The 22,154-nt window shown below is 73.5% G+C and carries 26 protein-coding genes; 11 read left to right on the forward strand and 15 right to left on the reverse strand.

The window, feature by feature from the left end; genetic code table 11:
* Positions 1-7: 7 nt before the first annotated feature.
* Positions 8-1,222, reverse strand: coding sequence for a saccharopine dehydrogenase family protein (locus tag ACFP3U_RS30040; protein WP_380228873.1), 1,215 nt, complete (start codon positions 1,220-1,222; stop codon positions 8-10).
* 173 nt (positions 1,223-1,395) lie between these two features.
* Here ACFP3U_RS30040 and ACFP3U_RS30045 point away from each other — a divergent pair, with 173 nt between their 5' ends.
* Both ACFP3U_RS30045 and ACFP3U_RS30050 read left to right on the forward strand, forming a co-directional pair.
* Positions 1,396-2,592, forward strand: coding sequence for a CYTH and CHAD domain-containing protein (locus ACFP3U_RS30045; RefSeq protein ID WP_380228874.1), 1,197 nt, complete (start codon positions 1,396-1,398; stop codon positions 2,590-2,592).
* Complete coding sequence (locus ACFP3U_RS30050) at positions 2,582-2,992, forward strand: CHAD domain-containing protein (protein WP_380228899.1); 411 nt, start codon at positions 2,582-2,584, stop codon at positions 2,990-2,992. The genes ACFP3U_RS30045 and ACFP3U_RS30050 overlap by 11 nt, the downstream gene beginning before the upstream one ends.
* A gap of 114 nt (positions 2,993-3,106) precedes the next feature.
* Here the strand turns inward: ACFP3U_RS30050 and ACFP3U_RS30055 are convergent, their stop codons facing one another.
* Positions 3,107-3,400 carry a helix-turn-helix transcriptional regulator gene (locus ACFP3U_RS30055; protein WP_380228875.1) on the reverse strand — a complete coding sequence of 98 codons (294 nt, stop codon included), beginning with the start codon at positions 3,398-3,400 and terminating at the stop codon, positions 3,107-3,109.
* 286 nt (positions 3,401-3,686) lie between these two features.
* Between ACFP3U_RS30055 and ACFP3U_RS30060 the strand changes: the two genes are divergently transcribed.
* Positions 3,687-4,046: an STAS domain-containing protein gene (locus ACFP3U_RS30060; RefSeq protein WP_380228876.1), complete on the forward strand. Its 360-nt coding sequence runs from the start codon at positions 3,687-3,689 to the stop codon at positions 4,044-4,046.
* A 91-nt stretch (positions 4,047-4,137) separates the two neighbouring features.
* On the opposite strand, the gene ACFP3U_RS30065 is transcribed toward ACFP3U_RS30060, so the two are convergent.
* A complete protein-coding gene (locus tag ACFP3U_RS30065) occupies positions 4,138-4,719 on the reverse strand; it encodes a TetR/AcrR family transcriptional regulator (RefSeq protein WP_380228877.1) in 582 nt (193 codons plus the stop codon).
* Between the two features lie 76 nt (positions 4,720-4,795).
* Between ACFP3U_RS30065 and ACFP3U_RS30070 the strand changes: the two genes are divergently transcribed.
* Entirely contained in the window at positions 4,796-5,122 is a 327-nt protein-coding gene (locus tag ACFP3U_RS30070) for a rhodanese-like domain-containing protein (protein ID WP_380228878.1), read from the forward strand.
* Positions 5,123-5,219: 97 nt separating this feature from the next.
* On the opposite strand, the gene ACFP3U_RS30075 is transcribed toward ACFP3U_RS30070, so the two are convergent.
* The gene (locus tag ACFP3U_RS30075; RefSeq protein WP_380228879.1) at positions 5,220-5,576 is read right to left on the reverse strand and encodes a zinc ribbon domain-containing protein YjdM; all 357 of its coding nucleotides are present in this window, start codon (positions 5,574-5,576) and stop codon (positions 5,220-5,222) included.
* A gap of 295 nt (positions 5,577-5,871) precedes the next feature.
* Here ACFP3U_RS30075 and ACFP3U_RS30080 point away from each other — a divergent pair, with 295 nt between their 5' ends.
* Both ACFP3U_RS30080 and ACFP3U_RS30085 read left to right on the forward strand, forming a co-directional pair.
* Positions 5,872-6,171: a DUF4193 domain-containing protein gene (locus ACFP3U_RS30080; protein ID WP_380228880.1), complete on the forward strand. Its 300-nt coding sequence runs from the start codon at positions 5,872-5,874 to the stop codon at positions 6,169-6,171.
* Positions 6,172-6,412: 241 nt separating this feature from the next.
* Positions 6,413-6,565: a hypothetical protein gene (locus ACFP3U_RS30085; RefSeq protein WP_380228881.1), complete on the forward strand. Its 153-nt coding sequence runs from the start codon at positions 6,413-6,415 to the stop codon at positions 6,563-6,565.
* Positions 6,566-6,962: 397 nt separating this feature from the next.
* Here the strand turns inward: ACFP3U_RS30085 and ACFP3U_RS30090 are convergent, their stop codons facing one another.
* Together ACFP3U_RS30090 and ACFP3U_RS30095 are read right to left on the reverse strand one after the other, a co-directional pair.
* On the reverse strand, positions 6,963-7,100 hold the full coding sequence (locus ACFP3U_RS30090) for a hypothetical protein (RefSeq protein ID WP_380228882.1): 138 nt from the start codon (positions 7,098-7,100) through the stop codon (positions 6,963-6,965).
* A 59-nt stretch (positions 7,101-7,159) separates the two neighbouring features.
* Positions 7,160-7,708, reverse strand: a complete 549-nt coding sequence (locus ACFP3U_RS30095; RefSeq protein ID WP_380228884.1) for a P-loop NTPase family protein — start codon at positions 7,706-7,708, stop codon at positions 7,160-7,162.
* Positions 7,709-7,921: 213 nt separating this feature from the next.
* On the opposite strand from ACFP3U_RS30095, the gene ACFP3U_RS30100 reads away from it, so the two are divergent.
* Positions 7,922-9,448, forward strand: coding sequence for a dihydrofolate reductase family protein (locus ACFP3U_RS30100; RefSeq protein WP_380228885.1), 1,527 nt, complete (start codon positions 7,922-7,924; stop codon positions 9,446-9,448).
* A 29-nt stretch (positions 9,449-9,477) separates the two neighbouring features.
* On the opposite strand, the gene ACFP3U_RS30105 is transcribed toward ACFP3U_RS30100, so the two are convergent.
* The 5 genes from ACFP3U_RS30105 to ACFP3U_RS30125 all read right to left on the reverse strand — a co-directional run bounded on the left by ACFP3U_RS30105 (position 9,478) and on the right by ACFP3U_RS30125 (position 13,949).
* Positions 9,478-11,523 (reverse strand): helix-turn-helix transcriptional regulator, encoded by a 2,046-nt coding sequence (locus tag ACFP3U_RS30105; RefSeq protein WP_380228886.1) that lies wholly within the window; start codon positions 11,521-11,523, stop codon positions 9,478-9,480.
* Positions 11,520-12,029: an AAA family ATPase gene (locus ACFP3U_RS30110; RefSeq protein ID WP_380228887.1), complete on the reverse strand. Its 510-nt coding sequence runs from the start codon at positions 12,027-12,029 to the stop codon at positions 11,520-11,522. Before ACFP3U_RS30110 ends, ACFP3U_RS30105 begins: the two co-directional genes overlap by 4 nt.
* A 266-nt stretch (positions 12,030-12,295) precedes the next feature.
* The gene (locus tag ACFP3U_RS30115; RefSeq protein ID WP_380228888.1) at positions 12,296-12,814 is read right to left on the reverse strand and encodes a dihydrofolate reductase; all 519 of its coding nucleotides are present in this window, start codon (positions 12,812-12,814) and stop codon (positions 12,296-12,298) included.
* On the reverse strand, positions 12,811-13,608 hold the full coding sequence (locus ACFP3U_RS30120; RefSeq protein ID WP_380228889.1) for a thymidylate synthase: 798 nt from the start codon (positions 13,606-13,608) through the stop codon (positions 12,811-12,813). Before ACFP3U_RS30120 ends, ACFP3U_RS30115 begins: the two co-directional genes overlap by 4 nt.
* A gap of 83 nt (positions 13,609-13,691) precedes the next feature.
* A complete protein-coding gene (locus ACFP3U_RS30125) occupies positions 13,692-13,949 on the reverse strand; it encodes a hypothetical protein (protein ID WP_380228890.1) in 258 nt (85 codons plus the stop codon).
* Positions 13,950-14,175: 226 nt separating this feature from the next.
* Between ACFP3U_RS30125 and ACFP3U_RS30130 the strand changes: the two genes are divergently transcribed.
* The 3 genes from ACFP3U_RS30130 to ACFP3U_RS30140 all read left to right on the forward strand — a co-directional run bounded on the left by ACFP3U_RS30130 (position 14,176) and on the right by ACFP3U_RS30140 (position 16,481).
* The gene (locus ACFP3U_RS30130; RefSeq protein ID WP_380228891.1) at positions 14,176-14,820 is read left to right on the forward strand and encodes a SigE family RNA polymerase sigma factor; all 645 of its coding nucleotides are present in this window, start codon (positions 14,176-14,178) and stop codon (positions 14,818-14,820) included.
* The gene (locus tag ACFP3U_RS30135) at positions 14,820-15,521 is read left to right on the forward strand and encodes a hypothetical protein (protein ID WP_380228892.1); all 702 of its coding nucleotides are present in this window, start codon (positions 14,820-14,822) and stop codon (positions 15,519-15,521) included. Before ACFP3U_RS30130 ends, ACFP3U_RS30135 begins: the two co-directional genes overlap by 1 nt.
* 162 nt (positions 15,522-15,683) lie before the next feature.
* Entirely contained in the window at positions 15,684-16,481 is a 798-nt protein-coding gene (locus tag ACFP3U_RS30140) for a hypothetical protein (protein WP_380228893.1), read from the forward strand.
* Between the two features lie 79 nt (positions 16,482-16,560).
* On the opposite strand, the gene ACFP3U_RS30145 is transcribed toward ACFP3U_RS30140, so the two are convergent.
* The 3 genes from ACFP3U_RS30145 to ACFP3U_RS30155 form a co-directional block, all read right to left on the reverse strand.
* Entirely contained in the window at positions 16,561-18,243 is a 1,683-nt protein-coding gene (locus ACFP3U_RS30145) for an immunity 49 family protein (protein ID WP_380228894.1), read from the reverse strand.
* Positions 18,244-18,411: 168 nt separating this feature from the next.
* Complete coding sequence (locus tag ACFP3U_RS30150) at positions 18,412-19,020, reverse strand: hypothetical protein (RefSeq protein ID WP_380228895.1); 609 nt, start codon at positions 19,018-19,020, stop codon at positions 18,412-18,414.
* A 124-nt stretch (positions 19,021-19,144) separates the two neighbouring features.
* Complete coding sequence (locus ACFP3U_RS30155) at positions 19,145-20,224, reverse strand: amidohydrolase family protein (RefSeq protein ID WP_380228896.1); 1,080 nt, start codon at positions 20,222-20,224, stop codon at positions 19,145-19,147.
* Between the two features lie 93 nt (positions 20,225-20,317).
* Between ACFP3U_RS30155 and ACFP3U_RS30160 the strand changes: the two genes are divergently transcribed.
* On the forward strand, positions 20,318-21,094 hold the full coding sequence (locus ACFP3U_RS30160; RefSeq protein ID WP_380228897.1) for a TetR/AcrR family transcriptional regulator: 777 nt from the start codon (positions 20,318-20,320) through the stop codon (positions 21,092-21,094).
* A gap of 95 nt (positions 21,095-21,189) precedes the next feature.
* Here the strand turns inward: ACFP3U_RS30160 and ACFP3U_RS30165 are convergent, their stop codons facing one another.
* A complete protein-coding gene (locus ACFP3U_RS30165; protein ID WP_380228898.1) occupies positions 21,190-22,017 on the reverse strand; it encodes an oxidoreductase in 828 nt (275 codons plus the stop codon).
* Positions 22,018-22,154: the final 137 nt, after the last annotated feature.

The following is a 22,154-nucleotide window of genomic DNA, read 5'->3' on the forward strand; positions in this document are numbered from 1 at the left end:
CACTCCGCTACCGGCCGGGAGCGGCCGTCGGCGGGGTGTCCAGTACCCGGAAGGCGATGCCGGCCGCCGTCAGCCGCTCGATCAGCGGCCGGCCCATCGCCACCGCCGGGGTCAACTGTCCCGCCCGGGGCGGCAGGTCGTCGTACGCGAGGCAGAGCGCCGACTCGGCGAGCATGGTCGCGGTCTCCTGGTAGCCGGGATCGCCGCCCGACACCTCGGTGAAGACCGTCCGCCCGTTCGCCGTCCGCGCCACGAAGCGGACGGCGAACCAGGAGTGCGCCCGTTGCTGCGCACCGGGCCCGTCGCCGGGCTTGCGCAGTCGCTCCAGGGCCCGGCGCAGCGGCCGCAGTTGGGCGGCGAGGGCGATGGCCGCGACCGCGCTGACACCGCCGAGGGCGACCGGTAGTCGTCGCACCGCCGCGTAGTGCGTGTAGCCGAACTCCCGGCCGTAGTCGTCCAGTTCGGCGGCGGAGCGGGCCACGATCTGCGGGTCGATGGTGGGCAGCGGCACCGCCCAGGCCCGCGCCGCCCGTGACCGGTGCGGGCGGCCGAGCGGCGTGTGGACCAGCCGTCCCTTGGGCCGGGGCTCGACCGCACGGCGGGCCCGGGCCGCCTGGGCCATCGCCCGTACCCGGGAGAAGGCGGTCATCGCGGAGGCGAAGGTGCCGCCGGAGACGGTGGCGGCGACGCGGACGAAGCCCTCCACCGAGACCCGCTCGGCCGGCCCGCCGGTGCGCAGCAACTCCTCGACCGTGAACAGCACGCCGAGGTCGTGCGGTACCGAGTCGAAGCCGCAGGCGTGCACCAGCCGCGCGCCGGTGGCCACCGCCCGCTCGTGGTGGCGTACGTACATCCGGTCGACGAACTCCGGTTCGCCGCAGAGGTCGACGTAGTCGGTCCCGCTCTGGGCGCAGGCCGCCACCAGCGGCTCGCCGTGCTGCAGGTAGGGGCCGACGGTGGAGGCCACCACCCGGGTGGCGGCGGCCACCTTGCCCAGCGCCTCGCGGTCCGCGGCGTCCACGACCAGCAGCGGGAGCTCGGCGCAGCGCGGGTCGAGCTTCGCCAGCTCCGTCCGGACGGCGGCGAGCCGGCGCTCGCTCCGGCCGGCGAGCGCCCAGCGGCAGCCTTCGGGCGCGGCCCGGGCCAGGTACTCGGCGGTGAGGCGGCCGGTGAACCCGGTGGCACCGAACAGGACGAGGTCGTACGGGCGCGGCGCGGACATCAACGGTCCCTACTCGTGGGTAATCGACGGCGTCACGGTAGGAGCCCCGGCGCGGCACTGTCAACGGCGCGGATCGGCGCGGAACGGCGCGGGACGGCTGCGCGGTGTGCGGTCCCGCCGACCGGTGCCCGAAGCCCGCACATGGCCGCGCCCATCGCGGGCACGCGCGGGGTATGGCCACAGAACACACGGAAACGGAGCGCAAGTACGACGGATCCGCGCTGCCGACGCGGCTCGACCGCCTGCCGGGCGTCGCCACCGCGCTCAGCGGCGATCCCGAGGACCTCGACGCCGTCTACTACGACACACCTGACCTGCGTCTGCTGCGTCGGCACATCACCCTGCGCCGGCGCACCGGGGGGAGCGACGCGGGCTGGCACCTCAAGCTGCCGCGCACCGGCGACGCACGCCGGGAGTACCGGCTGCCGACGACGGCCGGCGGCCGCGGTGCCGTCCCGGCCGAGTTGTCCCAGCTCGTCGCGGCCTTCGCCCGCGGCGGCGCGCTCGCGCCGGTGGCGCGGCTGCGCACCCACCGTTCGGAACTGCTGCTGCGCGACGACCGGGGGAACGTCCTCGCGAGGATCACCGAGGACGCGGTCGCGGCCGACGTCCTCGACGCGGACCGCCTCGCCCCGTCCTCCTCGGACGCCCGCCCACCGGACGGGAGCAGGACCGGGACCCGCGGGTGGACGGAGTTCGAAGCCGAGCTGGAGCACGGCAGGCCCGGACTCCTCGACCGCATCGACACCGAGTTCACCGACGCGGGACTGGTCCGCTCGGCCTGGCCCTCCAAGCTCTCCCGGGCCCTCGGCGAAGCCCGCCCCGCCCCGCCCGGAGCCGCCCCGGCGCCGGGCTCGGCCGGCGCCCTCGTCATGGCCGGCTTCCGCACGCAGCTGGACACGCTCCTGACCCTCGACGCCGCCGTACGCCGCGGCGAGGAGGACTCCGTGCACCGCATGCGGGTCGCCGCCCGCAGGCTGCGGAGCCTGCTCAAGGCCCACCGGCGGCTCTTCAAGGGCGACCGCGCGCGGACGCTCGCCGACGAGTTGCGCTGGCTGGGGCGCCTGCTCGGCCGGGCCCGGGACCGGGAGGTCCTCGGCGAGGTCCTGGTGGACGGGTTGGACGCGGTGCCGGCGGAGCTGCGCCGGGACGCGCTGCGCGGCCGGCTCGCCGAGCGCTACGCCGCGGAGTACCGCGCCGCGTGGCGGCGGGCCGTCGCCGAACTCGACGGCGACCGCTACTTCGCGCTGCTGGAGCGGCTCGACGCCTTCGCCGCCGATCCGCCCCTGCGCCGCCGCCGATCCGCCCCTGCGCCGCCGCCGGGCCGCCCGCGGCGCGCGCGGCTACGTCCGCGGCGTCCTGCGGCGTGAGCAGGGCCGGACCGTCGAGCGCCTCGACCGGGCGCTGCGCTGCGAGCCCGGGCCCCACCGCGACGAGGCGCTGCACCGCGCCCGCAAGGCCGCCAAGCGGGCCCGCTGCACGGCGGACCACGCGCGGCCCCACCTCCCGAGGCGCGCGGCCGGGCGGGTGGAGAGGTTCGGTACCCGGATGAAGAAGCTGCACAAGGTCCTCGGCACCCACCAGGACAGCCTGGTGGCCCGGCACGAGCTGCTCGCCCTCGAACACCGGGACACCGGCGGCGACGAACGGGACGGCTTCGCCCACGGCGTGCTCCACGAACGCCAGCGGCACATCGCCGACGCCGCACAGCGACGACTGCCGAAGCTGCGCCGCCGCGCCGCCCGCCGCAAGCTCACCCGGCTCTCCTGAACCACCCGCCGCGGGGCCCGCCGGGCCCGACGCCTTCGCCGCGGCCGCCCGCACGGCCTGCCCAAGCCCCTGGACCCCGCGAATGGCGCGTGACCCGTGCCGTTGGTCAGCTGGTCAGCGCAGGAGGACGGTGAGCAGTTCGGCGAGGGTGGGGCCGGCGTCGGCGGGGTGGCGCAGCTGCTTGCCGTCGATCACCGTGTAGTGGTTGGTGCGGCCGTTGCGCTGGTGGCTGAGGTAACCCGCTGCTTCGAGGTCGGCGATGATCCGCTGGACGGCGCGTTCGGTGAGCAGGCAGCGGGCGGCGACGTCACGGACCCGGATGCCGGGGTCGCGGGCGATCTGGACGAGGACGCGGGCGTGGTTGGTCAGGAAGGTCCACTGCCGCGCGAGTGGCGTGTCGTCGTCCATGGACCAAGGATACGACCGGCAATTCGTGATGATTAAAACACGACAGAGTTTTCGTGCAACGGTTGACAGGTGTCATCGCGGGGGCGAACAGTGGAGACACGTCCGCCCGTACCGTCCGCGCCGTGGTCCGTCGCGCGGGGTGCTCTCCGGGAGATGGTTCCGTGTCCCAGATGACCCAGCCGGCCAAGCCGACCCACACGCCCCAGCCGACCCCCATGTACCGGCCGACCCGCGTCTCCGAGCCGACCCTCATCACCGAGTCGACCCGGTGGGAAGGAGGGCGACCGTGAACTCGTGGCTGACCTGCGAGACCTTCCGGGTGGGGGAGGCCCTGGTGTGTCGCTTCGTCGGGGACATGAGCATGGACAGCGAAGCCGACGCCGCCGAGGCCCTCAACGCCGCGCTCGACCAGCGCCCGGCGGTCCTTGCCGCCGACCTCGCCGGCGTCGACCTGTTCACCTCCAGCGGCCTCAACCTCCTCCTCACCGCCCGCCGCCGGGCCCTGGACGCGGGCGTCCCGCTGGTCCTGATCAACCCCTGCGCGATGGCCGTCCGGGTCCTGGACATCACCGAAGCCGCACCGCTCTTCCCCGTCTGCGCCACCGTCGAAGAGGCCGCCCTCCGCCACGCTGGCCTGCCCGGCTGAGCCCCTGCCGCCGGTCCGCTGCCGCGTCGTCAGAACGCGCGCAGGCAGTCGGACCGTAGGGCGGGGCGCGTCCTCGTCGTCGGCAGGACCGTCACATCGCGCGCTCGGCGAGGTGGAGCAGGCCGGCGCGCATGCGCTGTTCGCCGAGTTCCGGCAGGAGCGCCGCGACGTGGTCGGCTGCCAGGGCGGCGAGCAGGGTGTGGGCCGCGGTGTCGGGGTCGGTGTCGGGTGCGGTGGCGAGCAGGATCGCCACATGGCGGTGCCAGAACCGGTAGGCCCCGATCCGGTACCTGGCGCCGGGCGTGGCGGTCTCGGACATGCGGACCAGTGCCAGATGCTCCAGCAGGTAGTCGAAGTAGGCGTTGACGAACGCGGCCAGGCGCTCGTCGGCCGGCGCCCCGGGCCCGAGCGGGGGCGGCCCGTGCAGAACCGCCTCCTGCAACACGCGCTCGCGGGTGTCCAGCAGCGCGACGGCCAGCCCCGACTTGTCGCCGAACCGGCGGAACAGGGTGCCCTTGCCGACGCCCGCGGCGGCGGCGACCTGATCCATCGACACCGCCTCGACACCGTGCTCGGCGAACAGCCTGGCGGCCGCCTCCAGCACCGCGACCCGGTTGCGGGCCGCGTCCGCGCGCTCCTTGGGCGGCGGCGTCCGCAGCAGTTCCAGGGGCATTGCCAAATCGGACTGCAGTCCGTTAATGTCGTGAGCCATAACAGGACTGTAGTCCGAATCTCCTGGAGGTGGCGGCATGACCGCACTCATCACCCGCGACGAACTGGCAGCAGCGATCGAGGCCGGCGCCGTGACCGTCGTCGACGCGCTCGGCGGCGACTACTACGACCAGCAGCACCTTCCCGGTGCCGTGGCCCTGGTCCGGGCCGAGGTCGACACCCAGGCGCAGGCCGTGCTCCCCGACCGCGACGCCGTGATCGTCACCTACTGCTCCAACACGGCGTGCCCGAACAGCGGGCAGGTGGCCGACCGGCTCACCGCCCTCGGCTACACCAACGTCCGCAAGTACCGCGAGGGCATCCAGGACTGGGTCGAGGCCGGCCTTCCCGTCGAATCCGCCTGACGCCAAGCTGAAGGGCGAAGACCTCGTACGGAGTCTTCGCCCTTTGCGTCCCGGCCACGACGACACGGGGGTGCGTCGTGGCCGGGGGAGTCTCGGGTCAGGCCTTCTTGACCACGCTCGACTTGAGCTGCATGGCGCCGAAGCCGTCGATCTTGCAGTCGATGTCGTGGCCGTCGACGCCGTCGACGAGACGGATGTTGCGGACCTTGGTGCCCGCCTTGATGCCGGCGGGGCTGCCCTTGACCTTGAGCGCCTTGACGACGGTCACGGTATCGCCGTCGCTGAGCACGTTGCCGACGGCGTCCTTGATCACGCGCTCACCGGGTGCGCCGCTGTCCTCGGTGTTCGTGGCGGGGGTCCACTCGTGGCCGCACTCGGGGCAGACCATCAGTGCGTCCATCTCATAGGTGTACTCGCCGGAGCACTTGGGGCACGCGGGCAGGTTGTCGCTCATGGGGCCAGGGTATCCGAAGGCGGGGTTCGGCCCGTTGCCGCCGTTGGTGAGTATCCGCAGGTGGGAGCGGTTCGGCCGGTGGGACGGGCGTGGATCCCCGGACGCCGCCGGTGTCGCCGCGTCCGGTGCTGCCGTGTCGGGTGTGGGTCTTGGTGTGCCGTTCGACCCGGGAGGTGGGAGGGTGGTGCGCCACGGGCGGGATCGGCCGCGTCCGTACGTCCGGCCGGCACCTCGCCGGCCGGCGGGCGGCCCGATCCGATGCCCGAAGCGACACCCGAGGAGAAAAGACACCGCCATGGCAACCGACTACGACGCCCCGCGCGACACCGGCGACGAGAGCAGTGACGAGAGCATCGAGGCACTGAAGAGCAAACGCGACGACAAGCAGAGCTCCGCCGTCGACGTGGAGCCCGAGGCCGTCGAAGGGCTGGAGCTCCCGGGCGCCGACCTCTCCGGTGAGGAGCTCACCGTGCGGGTCGTCCCGCTCCAGGCGGACGAGTTCACCTGCATGACGTGCTTCCTGGTCCACCACCGCGCCCAGCTCGCGGGCGAGGACAAGAACGGCCGACCGATCTGCCGCGACTGCGCCTCCTGACCTGTGCCCGCCCCTCCGTTCGGCCACCGGGCAGACCAGCGCCGGACGGCGGGCGGCCACACTCGGCACACCCAATGCTCACCAACCGACGGGCCTTCAAACAGTAGGACAACAGCCCGAAGTGGCTATGAAATGGCGATCGAAGTCGGAATTCTGGTGTAGAATCATAGGCGCAAGGGGGGCCTTGGGGCCGATGCTGAAGCCATCGGCAGGCCACCCACCGGCAGGGGGAACGACCGCCATGAACTACCACCTCGACACCGCGCGCGCCATCATCAACGAGCGGATGCGGGAGGCCGAGCAGCACCGCCTCGCCCACGCGCTGTACCTGAAGAACCGCGCCGAGGCCAAGACCCGCCGGGCGCGCCTGCTCCTCGCCCGCCTCGGCGGATGAGCACCACCCCGTCCGGCCGGCACCCACACCGTGCCGGCCGGACCACCGGCCGTCCGTCCGGTCGCTGACCTGGGAACATCGCGACGAACGCCTCCCCGTGGACGGGCGGGGACGTTCGGGCAACGATCAGCCCACAGAGCGCCGCCGCGTCCGCATGCCGAACTCGGGGCGGACCGGCCGTCCCACCCGCAGCGGAAGCGGGTTGCGCAGCCTGGCCCACGTACCGCCGGTACGCCCGCGCCTCGGCCGAGGCGCCCTCGACGACGTCCTGACGGTCAGGGAACGCCACACTTCCCGCAGTCAGCACGCGGGTGTTCGTCCCGAACCGGTTGCCCTGCAGGCGACCGGTCACCAGCCGCCCCCGGGCCGAGGGAATCGGCTTGCCCCGGCCGGCCGCTCAGCGCTTCGAGGGCGGTTGGGCGGCGAGGGACCAGGGTGCGGCCCACAGCGGGACGACCCGGACGGTGTCGGTGGGTCGGGCGGCAGCGGTGGTGGCCGGTCGCGGACGGGCGGCCGCGGTGTTCACGGAAGTCATGCCAGGAACGTACCGGCCGGCACTGACAATGCGGGCCGCCGTGGTTCAGAGCCAGTGCGTCAGGTCGTTGTCCGCCCGTCCGCTACCTGGGTCCGGAGCCAGCGCCGGACTTGCCCGGCCGATCGCAGTCGCACCAACTGGAGCTGGCGGCAGGAGGGATGGTCCATCGCCTCCGGGACCGCGTCCCGGAACCGAGCGGGATCACGCCATGCCGAACCGAGCAGGCCGTCCCGCCAGACCGCGCGCAGTGACTGGTAGCACCCCGGAAGGACCTCCTCGGCACCCACCAGCTGACGCACCGTTCTGCGCACCACTCGGCTGAACGACACACGGCGCGGGAGATCCAGCCACACCACGAGTTCCGCTCGCGGCCACAGCACATCGGCGACCTGCGGAAGGTAGCTACCCGCCACCACCCAGTATTCGTCGGCGGCCAGACGGCGGACATCGGCCCGGAAATCCTCCGCCGGACGCCGGCTCCACCCAGGCCCCCAGAAGAGCAGATCGAGGTCCGTCAACCGCCCGCCGGTTCGGCCGGTCAGCTCCCTGGCCAGGGTGGTCTTTCCGGTACCGGCGGCCCCTACGACCACGGTTCGCCGCATCATCATGAGGTCAGGCTGCCAAGCCGATTCCCGGTGGGCAATCGCGTTTCCGCCACGCGGACGGCAGAGCCGAGAGAGTCCCGCCCGGGTCGGTTCCGGGCAGGAGACCCAGGCTGGTGACCGGCCACATTACGTCGGCATGACTGAAGCCGGTCAGTCGGCGACCGGCCTAGTGTCAGTGACGTCACCCCCCCAGTCCCGAGAACGAAAGCAGGCCGCGTGCGCCAGCTCACCTATTACGTCGGCACCACCCTCGACGGCTTCGTCGCGGGCCCCGACGGCCAGTCCGACTTCCTCCCCTTCGAGGGCGATCTCGCCGCCGCGCTGCTGGCCGAGTACCCCGAGACGATCCCGGCCCACGGCCGCGGACCGCTGGGCCTCGACGGCGTCACCAACATGCGCTTCGACACCGTCCTGATGGACGGCGCCGGCTACGAGGCCGGCCTCACGAAAAGCACCACCAGCCCCTACCCGCATCTCACCCAGTACGTCTTCTCCCACACCCCCGACCGGCTCGACCCCGCCGTGGAGACCGTCTCCGGGGACCCGGTCGCCTTCGTCCGCGCGCTCAAGCGCCAGGACGGCGCGGGCATCTGGCTGTGCGGCGGGGCGGACCTCGCCGGGCAGCTGATCGAGGAGATCGACGAACTGGTCGTCGCGCGCCACCCGCTCGTGGCCGGCTCGGGCATCCCGCTGTTCCGCGCCCCGTTCCGGCCCACCGCCTTCACCCCGACCGACTCCCGGGTCTTCAACACCGGCGCCACCCTCACCACCTACGCGAAGGAGACCCGGATGCTGCTGCGTCCCACCACCGAGGCCGATCTCGACCGGGTGACCGCCGTGACGGTCGACGAGCCGGTCGGCTGGATCGAGGCCGACCGCTACCTGGACGAGCTGAAGGAGGGCATGTACCGGCCGGAGTGGACCTGGATCGCGGAGCAGGACGGCCGGGTGCTGGCCCGCGCCCTGTGGTGGGGCCATGCCACCGGGGAGCACCCGATCGCCCTGGACTGTCTGTCCGTCGACCCCTCGGTCGAGGACCGCGCCGCGCTCGGCGCCGAGCTGATCCGGGCCGGCCTGCGGGCCTTCACCGAGCAGGGCGCACCCAAGCTCCCGCTCTACAACCTGACGCTGCCGCAGGGCTGGCGCGAGGACCCGGCCGTGGTGGCGGCCACCGACTGGCGGCGGGACGCCGCGCTGGCCGCCGGGCTCACCGACGTGGTGGAGCGGCTCCGCCTGGAGTGGACGCCGGACGCCGGGCTGCCCGCCTCCAGCGGGCGGCTGACCTTCACCGAGGGCACGGACGAGGAGTTCCTCGACGTCTTCCGGCGGATCGCGGTGGGCAGCCTGGACGGCGAGACCCGCCGCAACCTCGCGCTGATGGGGGCCGAGGCCACCGCCCAGGAGGAGGTGGACTTCTACCTCAGCTGCCCGGGGGAGCGCTCCTGGTGGCGGCTGGCCCGCACCCCCGACGGCGAGGTGGCCGGGCTGGCGCTGCCGTCGGCCACGCCGTACAACCGCAACGTCGGCTACCTCGGAGTCGTCCCCGAACTGCGCGGCCGGGGGTACGTCGACGAGGTGCTGGCCGAGATCACCCGGGTGCAGGTGGCGGCGGGGGCCGAGCTGATCACGGCCACCACGGACACCGACAACGCCCCGATGGCCGCCGCGTTCGCCCGGGCCGGCTACCGGGTCGCCCAGACCCGGCTGATCTGGTCGGCCCCGGAAACGGCCCCGGCCTCCTGAGCCGCCCGGGCCCCCCGGGCCGCACCCCCTCAGGCAGCGGCCAGCAGGGCGGCGAGTTCGGTCCGCGAGCCGACACCCAGCTTGGGGAAGGCCCGGTACAGGTGGTGCCCCACCGTCCGCGGGCTGAGGAACAGCTGCGCCGCGATCTCCCGGTTGCTCGCCCCGGTGGCGGCCAGCCGGACCACCTCCCGCTCCTGCGGGCTGAGCAGGCTGATCGGCCCGTCCTGCCGGGTGGTCAGCGCGGTCTCCCCGCCCGCCGCGCCCAGCTCCGACCGGGCCCGCTCGGCCCAGGGCCGCGCGCCGAGCCCCTCGAAGCCGTCCAGCGCGGCGCGCAGCTGGTCCCGGGCGTCGATCTGGCGGCGCAGCCGGCGCAACCATTCCCCGTACAGCAGCGCGGTCCGGGCCCGGTCGAACGCGTTCCCGCTCTCGTCGTGCAGGGCCAGCGCGGCCGTGAAGTGCTCCTCGGCCGCGCCCTCGGGTCCGGTCAGCGCCCGGCACCGGGCGGCCAGGGCCCCGAGTGCGGGCTGCCCCAGGGCGAGGGCCCACTCGTCGAGCAGTCCGGCCGCCGGCGCCGCCCGCTCCGGGCGGCCCGCCCGGACCGCCGCCTCCACCACGTCCGGCAGCAGGGCCAGGCAGAGCAGCGGATGGCCGACCTCCTGCCGGGCCGCCGACAGCTGGTCGAGGGCCGCCTGCGCCCGGCCCAGGCCGAGTTCGAGCAGTCCCCGTGCCCACAGGGCGTCCGCCGTGGCCCGGCCCACGCCGCGCGGGCGCGCGTACCCGAGGGCCTCCTCGGTCAGGGTCCGGACCTGCTCCTCCTCGCCCCGGACGGCGGCCGGCAGCGCCAGGGCGGCGCGCAGGTGGGAGGCCCGGTGGGCGAGGTCGTAGTACTCGGCGAGCCGGAGCGCCTCGGTGCCCCGGGCGGTCGCCTCGTCGTGGTGGCCGAGCGCCAGCTCGGTGCGGACCAGCAGGTCGAGCGTGGTGGGCAGCCAGCCGCTGATCCCCTGGTCCCGGCAGTGGGCGACGGCGCCGAGGGCCACCCGGCGGGCGGTGGGGTGGTCGCCCACCAGCCGGCAGTAGATACCGGTCATCAGCCGGTCCATCACGCCGCTGTCCGCCGCGCCGGCCGCCGCGTCCCGTCCGACCGCCGCCGCCAGTGGGCGCAGCGCGGCGAGCGCGCCGGGCACGTCCCCGCCGAACAGCCGGGCGGGCACGGCGAGTACGGGCAGCTCGGGGGCGCGGGAGGCGATCTCCTGGATCAGCGCGGCGTCGCCGCCCGAGTAGGCCGCGTGGACGGCGTCGGTGAGCAGCGAGGCCGTCGCCTCCGGGTGTGCGGCACCGGTCTGGTCCGCGCTGTCGAGCAGGATCCGGGCGGCCGTCGCCGGGCTGCGGTAACCGAGTTCGACCACCGCCCTGGCACGGGCGAAGTTCGCCGCCACCTCCTGGTCCGCCAGCGGCAGCGGCACCTGGTCGGCGAGGGCGCCGCACCGCTCGTCCTGGCCCGCGTCGGCGGCCTTCTGCGCGGCCTGGACCAGGCGGCGGGCCCGTACGTCCGGATCCGCGGTGAGCTGGGCGGCGCGCTCGTACGCGGCCGACGCGGACGCCATCGCCTGCCGGTTCCCGGCCCACTCGGCGACCCGCTCCAGCTCCTCGGCGACCCGCTCGTCCGGGCCGGTCGCGGCAGCGGCCAGGTGCCAGGCCCGCCGGTGCGGCTGACCGGCGGCGCCCAAGGCCCCGGCCAGCGCCCGGTGGGCGGCGATCCGGCGGGCGAGCGGGGCGCTCCGGTAGGCGGCGTACCGCACCAGCGGGTGCCGGAAGCGCACCAGCTCCCCGGAGAGGACCACCAACCCGGCCCGCTCGGCGGGTTCGAGGTCCTCGACGCCCGCGCCGAGCTCCCGGGCGCCCGGCAGCACCGTGCCGAGGCTTCCGGTGTCGTCGGCGGCGGCCACGAGTACGGCCAGCCGAGCGGCCTCGGGCAGCCGCCGGACCTGCTCCAGAAAGCCGTCCTGGATCCGCCCGCGCAGTCCGGCGGCCGTACGGTCCAGACCCTCGACGAGCAGCCCCGGCAGGCCCTTCACAGTGGCGCCCGGGGCCCGTCACGGACCGCGAAGAGCATCACGACGCCCTCGGCGCGCAGCCGGCGCGCGGCGAACGTCAGCATGTCCACCGACGGCTGGTCGACCCACTGCGCGTCGTCGACCAGACAGAGCAGCGGCCCGTCGGCAGCGGCCTCCGACAGCATCGTGAGGACGGCGAGCCCGACGATGAAACCGTCGCGCACCCCGTCGGCCGTCAGCCCGAACACCGCCCGCAGGGCGGGGGCCTGCGCCGGCGGCAGGCCGTCCACGAGCTCCAGCACGGGCAGGAACAGCTGGTGCAGGCCGCCGTAGGCGAGCTCCATCTCCGACTCGATGCCCTCCACCCGCAGCACCCGCGCACCCTGGGCCTGCCCGGCGGCCCAGTCGAGCAGGGCGCTCTTGCCGATCCCCGCCTCGCCGTGGACGAGCAGCGCACCGCTGTTCCCCCGCCGGCCGTCCGCCAGCAGCCTGCCGATCCGCTCCCGCTCCGTACTGCGCCCCCGCACGATGTGCCCTGCTCCCCGCGTTCCGTATCGCCCGCGCGAGCCCCCGCAGGGCCGGACGGCGGCGACCGGCGGCCACCCCCGTGATCCTCTCATCAGCACAAACGGGCGATCACGGCACCCGTCCGCGCGGTGGCGGAGTCCGCGCGCGAGTGACCGGAGCCTCCGATCAGGCTGCTTCGAGCGGGGTGCCTTCGTAGGTTCACCGATAGGGCTTGGCGGTCTCGTTGTGCTCGAGCCGTGCCCATGCGCGGCGCGTGTTCGGCGGGTCAGCCCTGCGGGCCGCGGCGCGTGTACGTGCGGATGCGGTAGCGCAGGCCGGACGTCGAGGTCTGCGGGCCGCGGTCCTCGGTGAGGGTCCAGGCGGGGTCGATGGCCGGGGCGTAGGTGTCGCCCTCGACCGACAGGTCGATCTCGGTCACCGACAGGGTCGTGGCGAGGGCGATGGCCGAGCGGTAGAGCTGCCCGCCGCCGATCACCCAGGCCTCGGCGGTCGTGCCCGCGCCGGGTGCGGCGGCCGCCAGGCGCAGGGCCTCGTCGAGGGAGCCGGCGCGGTCCGCGCCGTCCGCCGCCCACCGCGGGTCGCGGGTGACCACGATGTTGCGCCGGCCGGGGAGCGGGCGGAAGCGCGGCGGGATCGACTCCCAGGTGCGCCGGCCCATCACCACGGGGTGTCCGAGGGTGGTCGCCTTGAAGTGTTCGAGGTCCTCGGGCAGGTGCCACGGCATCGTGTTGTCCGCGCCGATCACGCCGTCCGGGGTCTGGGCCCAGATCAGTCCGATCCTCATACCGCGACCGGTGCCTTGATGGCCGGGTGGTGCCGGTAGTCGACCATCTCCACGTCGGAGTAGGCGTAGTCGAAGAGCGAGTCGGCCTGCCGAAGGCGCAGCGCGGGGAAGTCGAACGGCGTGCGCGTGAGCTGTTCGGTCACCTGCTCCACGTGGTTGTCGTAGATGTGGCAGTCACCGCCGGTCCAGATGAACTCCCCGGGCTCCAGGCCCACCTGCTGCGCGACCATGTGGGTGAGCAGGGCGTAGCTCGCGATGTTGAACGGCACCCCGAGGAACAGGTCGGCACTGCGCTGGTAGAGCTGGCAGGAGAGCCGGCCGCCGGCCACGTAGAACTGGAACAGGGCGTGGCACGGGGCGAGCGCCATCGCGTCCAGTTCGGCGACGTTCCAGGCGGAGACGATCATCCGGCGGGAGTCCGGGTCGCTGCGCAGGGTGTCGAGGACCTGGCTGATCTGGTCGATGTGCCGGCCGTCGGGGCTCGGCCAGCTGCGCCACTGCACGCCGTAGACGGGGCCGAGGTCGCCGTCGCGGTCGGCCCACTCGTCCCAGATGGTGACGCCGTGCTCGCGCAGCCAGCCGACGTTGGAGTCGCCGCGCAGGAACCACAGAAGCTCGTACACCACGGACTTCAGGTGCACCTTCTTGGTGGTGACCAGCGGGAACCCCTGCGCGAGGTCGTAGCGCAACTGGTGCCCGAAGACGCTCCGGGTACCGGTGCCCGTCCGGTCGGCCTTGGCCGTCCCGGAGGTGAGCGTGTGCTTCAACAGGTCTTCGTACTGGGTGTCCACCACGAGCGGTAAGTGTACGTGCCCCGTGACGTGGGCAGATCCGGCGGGCACGCAGACGCGCAGGCACGCGAGGACGTTCCCGCCGCCTACCGGCCGGGTGCGGCGTCTTCGATGGCGGCGAGCAGCCGGGCGTGGACGGTGGCGGCGGCCGCGCGGGTGGCCGGGTCGGGATCCGCCAGGTGCGGCGCGATCAGCTCGGCGGCTGCGGCGAGGACCGGCACGGGAACGGTCGCCTCGCGCAGGTGCCGGAGCTGGGAGGCGGCCCGCTCGCCCGGCGTGGCCTGGGCGGGGGCGTCGGGGATCAACGAGGCGAGGCCCCGGGGCAGGGGCTGGGTGCTGGTCACCCGACCCATTCTCCCGTCCCCCGGGCACCGCTGTTCACCCTGGCCGACCGGCGCTGGACCGGCGGCGGACCGGCGGCGGACCGGGGCAGGGGCCTTCCGCGAGCCCCGTGTCGTGATCGGCGCCGGGGTGATCCGGTGCGGCGTGCAACCTTTCCGGCGGCGCGGGGGTGAGTAGGGCAGAGCGACGGTCCGGTGGGGTCGTCGCGCTTACGCGAAGAGGAATCGGATGACCCCGAGTGCATTGACCATCCCGGTGGGGGACCGGTCCCGGCCGGTGACGGCACCGGCCGCCGGACCACCTTCCGGAGAGGCCTCCGAGGGCGGCCCCGGCGCGCGGGAGCTCGGCTTCGAGGGGTTCGCCGCCACGCGCTGGCGGCGGCTGGTGCGCACCGCCTACCTGTTGACGGGCGACTACCACGAGGCCGAGGACGTGGTGCAGGCGACCCTCGCGAAGGTCTTCAGGAGCTGGTCGCGGATCAGCCGTCTGGAGGAGCCGGACGCCTACGTTCACCGGGCCCTGGTGAACAACAACCTGAGCCGTCACCGGCGGCGCAGGGTACGGCAGTTGCTCGTGCCCGTCCTCCCCGACCGGGCGCACACCGCAGGCGGTGGCCACCGCGACGTGGAGGAGCGCTCGGCGCTGCTCCAGGCGTTGGCGGAACTGCCGCAGCGCCAGCGGGCCGTTGTCGTCCTGCGCTACTGGGAGGACATGAGCGAGCCGCAGGTGGCCGAGGTGCTCGGCTGCTCGCCCGGCACTGTGAAGAGCCAGGCCAGCCGGGGCCTGGCGAAACTGCGCGGACACCCGGCGCTGGCCCCGTACGCGGCGGGTACCGGTTCGACGACCGACGGCACGAACGGAGACAACAGCTGATGGACACCGAGGACATGGTGCGGGGCGCTCTGCGGGACGAGGTGGACCGGGTCGAGGTGGCGGACTGGTCCGCCGGGCCCGTGCAGGTTCACGTGCGCCGGCAGCGACGGGGACGGCGTACGGCGATGGGCGTGTCGGCGGCGGTGGCCGCACTCGCGGTGGTGGCCGGGACCGGTGCGGTCCTGTCCGCGCAGCGCGGGGTCACGGCCGTCGGACCGGCCTCGCAACCCTTGTCGGCACCGGACGGGCCGGCTCCCGAGGCCGTGGTGGTGGAGCCCGGTCAGCAACTGCCGTTGGGCCGCCCGAACTGGTGGATGCAGCTGAAGGACCAGGAGATCTGCATCCATGACGCGCCCGCGTACGGAACCGGCCCGGGGTGCGGCGGGCACTCCTGGACGACGGGTACGACCGAGATCACCATGCAGTACTACGGTTCGCCCCCGCAGGGTCGGGAGGGCCTGTACAACCTCGTGTACCAGGGCCCCGGACAGGTGGCCCGGATGGCCATCGAGCTGGACGGCCGGGCGCACTGGGCCACCGTCGCCTCGCTCCCCGGCAACCCGGGCTACGCCAGCGGCTTCTTCTGGGGGCCCGGCCTCAAGGATTCCGGTGAGGCGAAGGCGGACCCGTTCGAGGGCATCCGGCTCGCCGCGTACGACGCCGAGGGGAGGGTGCTGGCGACCAGGACGCTCTCGTCCTGACGGACCCGCAGCGCGGCTCTGGTGCCGGGCCCCGCCGATCGGGCTCGGCCGGCCGACCACGGCACGGGAGCGGGTGTCAACGAAGCGAAGGCTGCGGGATTGACCGGGGGACCTGACGCGCCATATTTTGAACGTGTTCAATCTCGCGGAGGGGGCATGGACATGGTTCAGCGTGTCGGGTTCGGGGTGGCGGCGGCAGGCGGGGGACCGGGCCGGGGAGCGTTCGGCGCGCCGCTGGCGGTGGTGCGGGACGGCGGCTCCCCGCCCACCCGGCCTCGCCAACTGCATCGGGGTGGGAGGAGGGAGCACGGGCTGTGCTGCGACACCGCCCACTCCTTCACCGTCACCCTGCTCGCCCTGCTGCCCGCGGCCTACCTGACGGTGTTCGAGCTGTCCGACGGCTACCCCGGCGGCGACCCGGCGATGTACCTCCTGTTCGTGCTGCCGCTCCTGCTCCTCCCATTCGCCATCGGTGCCCGCGCCTGGGCTGATCACTGGTGGCCGGCGCTGCGCTGGTTCAGGCGCGCCGCGCTCTACTACACCGGCTTCTTCCTGGTTCCGCTCATCGTGCTCCTCGAACTGACCTCGATGGCCTTCACCGCGGCCCTCGGCGGCACCTGGACAACGGACTCCCAGCTGCTGACGTCGCTCGAACTCGTCGTCGTGGGCGCCCTGCTGTTCGGCGGCCCCGTCATCGTCGCGCTGCTCATGGTGGCGCCCTGGGCGGTGCGAGGCCTGGACGCGCGCCCCGCCCTCGCGGTCCTCGCCAACCTCGTGCCGGCCTTCATGGTGATGATCGGCGGCATTCCCGCGGTGGTCGTCGTCATCGTCCACCTGGTCTTCACCTGCCGGGTGATGCCTGCCGCCACCCTGCGGCGCTCCCACCCGGACGGGAGCGCCGCAGGGCAGCGGCCCGCCGGCCCCGCCCCCACCCACGGCGGTACCGGCGACCGGCCCTGACCGACCGGCGCTCACTGGCCGGCCCTGGCCGACCGGCCTGTCGTCGGACGCGGACCGTATGTCGGGCGCGGACCGTACGTCAGGCGGGCCTGGCCGCCGCGAGCAGACGGGGCGGGAGGTAGGGCGAGCGGACATGGATGGACCAGCCGCGGCTGCGGCGGGCATGGCAGGCGAGGGCGAGGACGTCGAGGCTGAGCGCGGCCTCGGGGCCGTCGGCGCGGTCGGCGATGGAGTGGTGGTCGCGGTGGGCTTCCAGAGCGTCCAGCAGGGCGAGGTTGAAGCTGGTCTCGTCACCCCCGACCAGCTGGGAGAACAGGACGACCGGGGGCGGGAGGAAGACGGTCTGGTCCGGGGTTCGCTCCGCCTCCTTCAGGGCGAGTTCGGTGGCCGGGAGCGGATCGGCGCCGCGGAGGAGGTCGTGCAGGGCGGTGCGGTACGGGGCGTACGGGGAACGGTCGTCCGCGGCGATAGCGGGGCCGGCCAGGAGGAGCGGTTCGAGGTCCTCGGAGCTGCCGGTGATCAGGGCGTAGGACAGGGCCGTCTGCCAGAAGGCCGGGCCGAAGTCCCTGCCCCGGTAAGCGGGGAAGCGCAGCGTCCGGCCGTCGACCGTCACCTCGGCCTCGGTGCCCGGTTCGGCGAGGGCGGCCCGGAAGGCGGCGGCCCCCAGCCGGGAGCCGAGCCGCAGGTGGGCGAGTTGGGCGTCGCAGGCATCGCTGGACTGCGAAGCGCGTGCCCCGAGGAGGTTGGTCTGGTAGCGCAGGGCGTCCGCGAGCTCCCGCGCGTCCAGCGGCTCGCCGTCCTCCGGCGTGATGGCCTCCAGGGTGCGCCGCTCGAACCGGGCCTCGCTGTCCGGGCTGAAGGGGCGCTCCAGCTCCGGCCGTTCGAGGTGGACGGGTGCGGCGGCGAGCTCGGCGACGGCGTCGGGGCGCCGGTCGCGGCCGAGGCCGTGAACGCGCGGGCCGGGCGTCTCGAAGCCGGTGACCAGGGCGTGGGGGAGGTAGTCGGTGTCGACGGCCGGGGTCCAGCCGTGCGTGCGGTACGCGAGGGCGGCGAGGGCGATCGGGACGAGCGGCAGCAGGCCGGCGGGCCCGGTGCCGTGCGGGCCGTCCTGGAGGAGCGTGAGCAGCGCGGCGTCGAAGCCCTCGCGGTCCTGGTCGGTGAGGGCACGCAGGGCGCGCGGGCCGGGCTGGGGTTCGGCGCCGGGGGAGCCGGGGGAGCCGGGGGCGGCGAGCCCGGCGTCCTCGAAGAAGTGGGCCACGAAGGCGTCGACGAGTGCGAGGGCGGGGGTGACCGGCTCGTCGGGCATCAACTGCCGGGCCCAGCAGAAGGCCTCACCGTGCCGGGAGATCTCGTCGCTGATGATCGCGAGGGAGAAGGCGTCGAGCCACTCCCGGGCGTCGACCCTGTGGTGGGGGTCGCGTTCGAGGCCCGCCTCGCGGTAGTAGCTCATCCCGAAGTTCGGATAGTCCAGGAAGACGTGGAAGCTGTCGTGCGGGTAGTAGGCGGCGAAGGAGACGGCGCCGCAAGCGGCCTCGGTGGCGTCCTTGAGGACCGCCTTGGCCTCGGGGGAGTCCAGCTCGGGCCGGGTGGTGGAGAGTGCGCCGAGGTAGTCGAGGAAGGAGCCGGCGATCAGCTGCCACTCGACCGTGGCCATCAGACCGGCGCGGGAGTAGGAGTGGACCTGCCTACCGATCCGCTCCACGAAGTCCTCGCGCGCCTCTGCCACCCGCGCGCCGTCCACCTGGTGACGTTCGATCCGCACAGCACTGCCCCCTTGCTCATTGACCTGGCGCCAGCCTAGGCGGTGGGTCCGACAATCGAGGTCCACGGGGGGCAGGGGCAGCGACAGGGAGCGCGACGTACGGGAGGGGCCGGTCGCCGACGTGACCAACCCCTCCCTTCGGGTCCCTCCCGTACTGCCCGGTGGAGCTCAGCCCAGGGTGCAGGCGAGCTGCGCCTTCACCGCGTTGCGCAGGTCCTCCTGGGCGCGGCACTCGCCGCTGAGGACGTCTTCCCACTTGGGGCTGACGACGTGCACGTTCACGATCTCGGTGATGATGTTGACGTTCCCCTGGGCCACGATGGTGTTGTGGGCGACCGCCACCTGTGAGGTCGGAGCCGTGGTGGCACCGATGACGCCGCCTTCACCGTAGACCAGGTTGGTGATCTTGGTGTAGATGGTGACCTCCTTGCCCTGGATGTTGTTGCCCACGACGGCAACCCGCCAGTCCTTGTAGTTGCGCTGCCAGGAGTAGTTGGTCCGCTGGTTCAGGGCCTGGACGGCGGCGTACTGGAGCCGGATGACCCAGTGGTGGTTGAGCAGCGGACGGCCGCCCGGGTGGTCCCGGGGGTGCGCCGGCTCCCCGAACTGGACGGCGTCGGAGAGGTCCTGGTTCTCGATGCTCAGACGGTCCGCCGCCGAACCCGCCCGGGGCGCCGCGCCGGCCGGCGCGGCGATGACGCCGGTGACGGCGAGGGCCACGGCCCCGACGGCCACGGCGGTCTTCCACTTCCCGGCGAGCCGCTGACTGGTTGCCATCCTGGTACTCCTCGTTCCCGTGTTCCCGTAAGTCGACAAGCACGCGGGCGTACCCCCCCACGCCCACTGCCGGGCAACACCCGGCACCCCCGACTCTCGCGGACCAGCACCGGGCGCACATCAGTCATCTGACTGCAGGACGCGCATGACCGCCGGCCGGCTGCTGATCTGCGTGGCCGACTCCGACGTGACCGGTCAGCCGCTCCCAGTTGCCGGACCCGATGGCGGCCTTCTCCTCCTCGGTGAAGGGCGCCTGTTCGAGGAACGACCGGGCGACCCCGCCGCTGGTGTCGACGAAGGGGAAGCCGCCGGGCCGCAGGCCGAAGGTGTACGGGTAGTCGGTCGAGTAGAGCATGCGGTCGGTGCCGACGACCTCCGCCGTCCACCGCAGATAGCGCTCGCTGACCGTGCCGCTGCCCGCCACCCAGAAGTTCTGGCGGAAGTAGTCGGCCAGCGGCCGCTCCAGCTTCGCCATGTCCCCCAGGAATCCGATGTGGTCCAGGTAGAACAGGACGACCTCGCCCCAGTGGCCCGCGATCACCTGCAGGTCGGGGTGGCGGTCGAACACGCCGGAGAAGATCATGCGCAGGTACTGCACGCCCAGGTCGTAGTACCAGCCCAGCCCGGCGCCCGCGAGGACGGGGCCCACGCCGTGGGGGAGCCCTGAGTAGTACGCCTCCTGGACGGCCCGCACCGGGGTCTGCGGGTGGAAGTGCAGCGGCACCCGCAGCCGCTCGGCGGTGGCGTAGAGGTCGTCGAACTCCGGTGCGTCGGCCGGCCTGTCGCCCGTGCGCCCGTACAGCATCGCGCCGCGAAAGCCGAGCTCTCCCACGGCGCGCTCCAGTTCCGCCGCGGCGGATTCCGGCGAGGGCGTGGGGATGGCCGCAAGCGCCTGGAACCGCTGCGGGTTGGCGTTGACGATCTCCGCGAGCGCGTCGTTCGCCTCCCTCGCGACGCTCACGGCGTCGGCCGGCGCGAGGTTCTGCACGCCCGGCGTGGACAGGGACAGCACCGCGACGTCCACGCCCTGATCGTCCATGTCGGCCAGGCGCTGCTCGCCGACCTCGCGCAGGCGGCGGGCGAGCGGGGTGTCGCCGAAGCCGAGTTGCGGCAACTGCGGCACTCCCGCCTTCGCCCAGGCGTCCAGCAGGACCGGCAGCGCCACATGCTCCTCAAGGCCCACGATCCGCAGCTTCTCCGACATCGGAGCTCTCCTCCACTTGATGATTCCAGTGATTGCGGATGGACGTTATCACCGATAGCATCATTGGAACCAGCGCATTGATATCGTTGATTCATGCCCGATGGACCGAAGACCGCGACTGAACCGAAGACCGCGACCGCGACCGAGACCGCTTCCGCCCCGGAGCCGGATGCCGCAGCCACCCGTGGACTCAACCGGCAGCGGGTTGTCGAAGCGGCGGCGGACCTGCTCGCACGCGAGGGACGCGACGCGGTGACCACCCGCGCGGTCGCGGCAGCCGCCGGGGTGCAGGCCCCGGCGATCTACCGCCTGTTCGGTGACAAGGACGGGCTGCTGGAGGCCGTGGCGGAGCACGGCTACGCCACGTTCCTCGCGGCCAAGCACGCGGACCGCCCCATCGAGGACCCCGTCGCGGACCTGCGCGCGGGCTGGGACCTCGCCGTCGAGTTCGGGCTCGCCAACCCCGAGTTGTACGCCCTGATGTACGGCGAACCCAGGCGCGGAACCAGCTCGGCCGCCTTCCACGCCGGCATGCGGATCCTGCTGGGACGCATCAGCCGTCTCGCCGCCGGCGGCTGGCTCCGCGTCGACGAGAAGCTCGCAGCCGCCCTCATCCACGCCACCGCACGCGGCGCGGTACTCACCTGGCTGTCACAGCCCGAGAACCAGCGCGACCCGGCCCTGCTCACCGCCCTGCGCGAAGCGATGGTCGCCGCCGTCACCCGCGACGCACCCGCCGTCCAGGACGCGGGCCCCGCCGGCGCCGCCCGGGCCCTGCGCGCCCTCCTGCCCGAACAGACGGCGCTGACCGGTGCGGAGGAGCACCTGCTCGGTGAATGGCTCGACCGCCTGGCCGCCTCGGACGGCTGACGGCGGCCCGGCCGACGCTCAAGCCGGTTCCCGCCACCGTTCGGGCGCCCCGGCCGCGCGGCTGGAACCGCCCGGCCGGGGCGCCCGCTCGTCCGTCAGACGGAGGTGGAGAGCGCTACGTGGCGCCATTGGTCGAGTTCCCGCCGGACAAGATCGAGCTTCGCCTCGACGCGCTCGACCGCGTCCGCGCCCAGCTGCAGGCGCAGCGGAGGCTCGGCGGTCTCGGTGACGTCGACGACGGCCCTGGCGACCTTCGCCGGGTCGCCCGGCTGGCGGCCGTCGTAGTGGGCCAGTGCCTCGCGCACCGGTCCCGCGGCCGTGGTGTAGTCGGCGATGGTGGCAGGCTCGACTCGGAGGCTGGAGCCGGCCAGGAAGTCGGTGCGGAAGCCGCCCGGCTCGACGATCGTGACGCGGACTCCGAGCGGGGCCAGTTCGCCGTGCAGTGCTTCGGAGATGCCTTCGACCGCGAATTTCGACGCGCCGTACAGGCCGGTGGCCGGCCCGGTGGCGAAACCGGCCACCGAGCCGATGTTCAGGACGTGTCCGGAGCGCTGCGCGCGCAACGTCGGCAGGGTCGCCCGCAAGGTGTTGAGCACGCCGAACACGTTGACGTCGAACAGTGCCCGGGCGGCCTGGTCGGAGGCCTCCTCGATCGCGCCGAGGAGGCCGTAACCCGCGTTGTTGGCCACGACGTCGATCCGGCCGAACCGGGCCAGCCCGGCCTCCACGGCGGCCGCCAACTGCTGCGGTTCGGTCACGTCCGCGTCCACCGCCAGCAGTCCGTCCGGCCTCTGCGGGTGCGCCTTGAGGACGGCCGACGCGTTCCTCGCCGTGGCGATCACGCTGTGCCCCCTGTCCAGTACCTCGCGGGTGATCTCCGCGCCGAGCCCCCGCGATGCGCCGGTGACAAACCAAATGCTCATGTTCTCCCCTGTTCCGATGACCCGATAGGCAGATGGCCAGCTGGGCCGATGACCCGATGGGCCGCGACGGCTCGACGCTAGAACCTAGACCCGTACTTCGCGGGTCGCTGATTCGTATGGTGTGACCGGTCCGGGAG

The organism is Kitasatospora misakiensis (assembly GCF_042656005.1).
In the GTDB taxonomy this organism is placed as follows: Bacteria; Actinomycetota; Actinomycetes; order Streptomycetales; family Streptomycetaceae; genus Kitasatospora; species Kitasatospora misakiensis.